Genomic DNA, 3,325 nt, shown 5'->3' with positions numbered 1-3,325 from the left:
GAAGGCGGTTACGGCGGCGGCTACGGTGGTGGTGGTGGCGGCGGTCGTGGCGAGCAGATGGAGCGTGGCGGTGGCGGCGGTGGTCGTGCCGGCGGCGCGGCGCGTGGTGGTGCAGGCGGCGGCGCGCAAAGCCGTCCGAGCGCACCGGCAGGCGGCGGCTTCGACGAGATGGACGACGATATTCCGTTCTAGCGGGCATACCCACAAGAGGAAGGAAGATTCTCACTCTAACTCTTTGATGGGTATCGGAAAAAGGTGACTTTAGGGCGTCCTCTCGTGACGCCCTTTTTTGTGCCACGGCATGGTGCTGTGAAACAGGAAGATGGGTTGCACCTTGAATCGCCTAACGGTTTGAGCGGAAAGGAAAAAATTCGCGGAGCTGGGACCTCAATTTGCAGGTAAAGCAGATGCATCTTCCTCTTGGTTGGAACTGCATCGTTCTGTCGCGAAGCTGTCCATACGTCGAATGATGGCCGATGGGTCAGACCGAGTACCTTTGCAGCATCGGCCAACGCGTTTTCCGTTGGCTGTTTTCGTGCACAATGTTCGAGCCGACGACAATTCATACGTCGATGTGCGAACGTCGGATTCGGTGGCATTTATCCTTTGGTTTCGAAAGAGCGAAGAAGCATCTACATGCGCACATTCACTTTAGAAATCTCCAAGCCCAAGCATGCAGAGGACTTCGAAGATTATTGCGCCGACATCTACTCAGTAATCTTTGAAGACCCCACCCCGAAGCGCAACGGTCGGACGGGACAAAGTCAGGGCGGTGTCGACATTTTTGTTGAGCCTCGCATTGGTAAACGTAAAGGAATTCAGTGCAAGCGTTACTACGAAACGAAGGTCACTGAAAAAGTTATAAATGATGAAGTGGCTGCGGCCGACACGGCTGGCTGGAGCATTGGCGAGTTAATTGTAGCGACGACGACCGCAAGTGATTCGAAGCTCGTCAAGTTTGCTCAGGATTTGACTGACGCGCGGGCGGGGTCTGGAAAGTTCAAGGTAAGCATTGAGTTTTGGGACGATATTTGTAACCACATAAAGCGTCACGCGATTCTTCAAAAGAAATACAGCCCTAACTCCCCAGGCGGTGTCTTTGATGACATGAGAAGGTCGTCGGAGGAGACTCAATCGAGGGTGGTCGAGACCAATGAGCTCATAAGTGCAGTATCATCGAAGCTCGATTCATTCATGTCGCAAGTGGGTGGGCCGGCGCTCGTCTCGTCGCTTGTAACAAACGAAAACAATACAGCATCGAGACAGTTGGACAAGGTGGCCGAACTCATTAAGGAAATGAGCTACAGCGGCGCAAGTGCGTTGCTATCGGTAATCTTTGATGAACACGCCTCATTAAATGAACGGCAGAGAGCGAAATGGTATTTGCTCTCCGGTATTGTGGATTGGCACGCGGGAGATGTCGCTGGCGCTGCACAGAAATTTGACACCGCGTATGAGATATACCCGGATGACGACCGGATTACCTCTGGAAAGATACGTGGTCTCTTGCTTTCTGACCATCTCGACGTCGCGTTTGACATCGCAGAGAAAGCGCGCTCGCGTTTTCCGGATTCAGCCCACGTATGGCTTGCTTGGGCCAATACAAAAATCGCACTGAAGCAGTTTCTTGCTGAAGCCGATGTGCCCGTCAGATTCCAAGGCAACGCCGATGCGTTGCAAATGATGGCAATCAGCTTTCACGATGCGGGGGACCGAGCGTTGTCCCTCGCTTATGCTGACCGAGCTCTACGTGCGGATGGTGCGGGCTTCTACACGTGGAGCAACGTCCTTTTTATTGCCACAGACTTCGCCAGTAAGGACCCGTTTCTGGCCTCAATGGGACTACTGCCGCCAGAGGTCGAGTGTACGTTGCGCGCCGTATGTGAATGTTTTGAGCCACGCGATGAAAAACTCTGGCGCAAGGAAATCGGCGCACTAGTATCGGACGCAGCCGCGAACCTTGCGGTTGGAAGACTACTGCTCGGGGACGCGTCGGCTTGCTTGAAGATTTGTGAGGAAGCGGAGGTATTTGGTGAGTCTTCGTTGAAGCTTGCGGCTCCGCGCATATACGCATATCACGAACTGGGCGACCTCCAGAGAGTTGTAGAGGTTGGGGCGCCTCACCTGAAAGAGATTCATATCTCGGCGCAGATGATGGTCGGCGAGTCGGCCGCCATTCTCGGAATGCCCGAGTTGGTACGGGATATCACGGAATCCCCTGCTGTGGTATCTGATTGCGACGCGGCGAAAACCGCTCAGGCATTAATGTGGATTGCACTTCGAAACAGTGGCGACAGTTCGTCAGTCGCTGAATTGCTCGATAAGCATGATTTCGAGGCGGAGACCGCGCCCATTCTACTCAACGCTGCTGTCCGAATTTATCTGGCGATTGGACGGCCGGAGAAAGCTGCGATTTTAGGAGAGAAGCTCGTCGCTTTGGTAACGACGACCTCGGCTCAGCCTGTGAAGATTCAGGCTGCCGATACGCTTACTCTGCTTGGGGACTGCAAGGCGGCGATATCGCTGCTGACATCGATTCCGAATGTCAATCTCAGTCGTGGGTTGCAAACACGCCTACTGGAGGCATACGCAAAAGGCGGTTACCGCGCGAAGGCTCGGTCCATCATGGATAGTGCTCCCGCAGATTGGTTCGAGGACGACGCCTTCGTCGGCATGGCAGTCCTGGCCGCGCAGCAGGCGAATGATTGGCACCGGTTAAAGCCACTGGCCTTGCGACAAAGGGACCGTTGTCCTACCGACGCTCGCGCCTGGGAGTTTTGGTATCGCGTCGCACTCCAGACCTTGCGGCCGGCAGAAATCCGGAGCGCGTTTGGCGAGGCCCCGCTGGAACTAAGCGGTGAGCCCAAGATTATCCGCAGGGTGGCGTTGGCTGAAATTCAATACGGTGACCGTGACCTCGGTATGCGTCGGTTGTATCGATTGTTTAGATGTAACCTCGACAACGCGAACGTTGCGGCGGGTTTCATCACCGCCCTGCTCACTGCCGATGACATTCCATGGGGCGCGACACCTACAGCCGTTTCTGCGGGTGTTGCGGCCACACTGCTGCGAGAAGATGGGTCGCCGTTCACCGTTGTAATTGACCCTGCAGACGTCGGTACTCTTCCGCAGGCACAGAATTACTTCCCTCATGACTCTGCGTTTGCTGCGAACTTTATCGACAAGAGGGTTGGCGAGACGGTGACCATTCGGCATCAGATGGGAGAAGAGACCACCTATCGCGTTGCTTCATTGATGCCCGCCTCTAGGCATCTGCTCGGGTACGCGCACGAGCTAACCGAAAAGACTGTAGAACCCATTCCGG

At 55.0% G+C, this 3,325-nt stretch carries 2 protein-coding genes; both read left to right on the top strand.

Translation table 11 applies throughout. The features are described from left to right. A partial coding sequence (locus tag AB0F11_RS37935; RefSeq protein ID WP_362184392.1) for a hypothetical protein occupies positions 1 to 192 on the top strand: 192 nt, incomplete at its 5' end. 444 nt (positions 193 to 636) lie between these two features. Next, the coding region (locus AB0F11_RS37930) for a hypothetical protein (protein WP_362184390.1) at positions 637 to 3,325 on the top strand (2,689 nt) is incomplete at its 3' end.

Source organism: Streptomyces sp. NPDC032472 (assembly GCF_040636955.1).
Lineage (GTDB): Bacteria > Actinomycetota > Actinomycetes > Streptomycetales > Streptomycetaceae > Streptomyces.
This window is presented reverse-complemented; position numbering and strand designations above follow the sequence as displayed.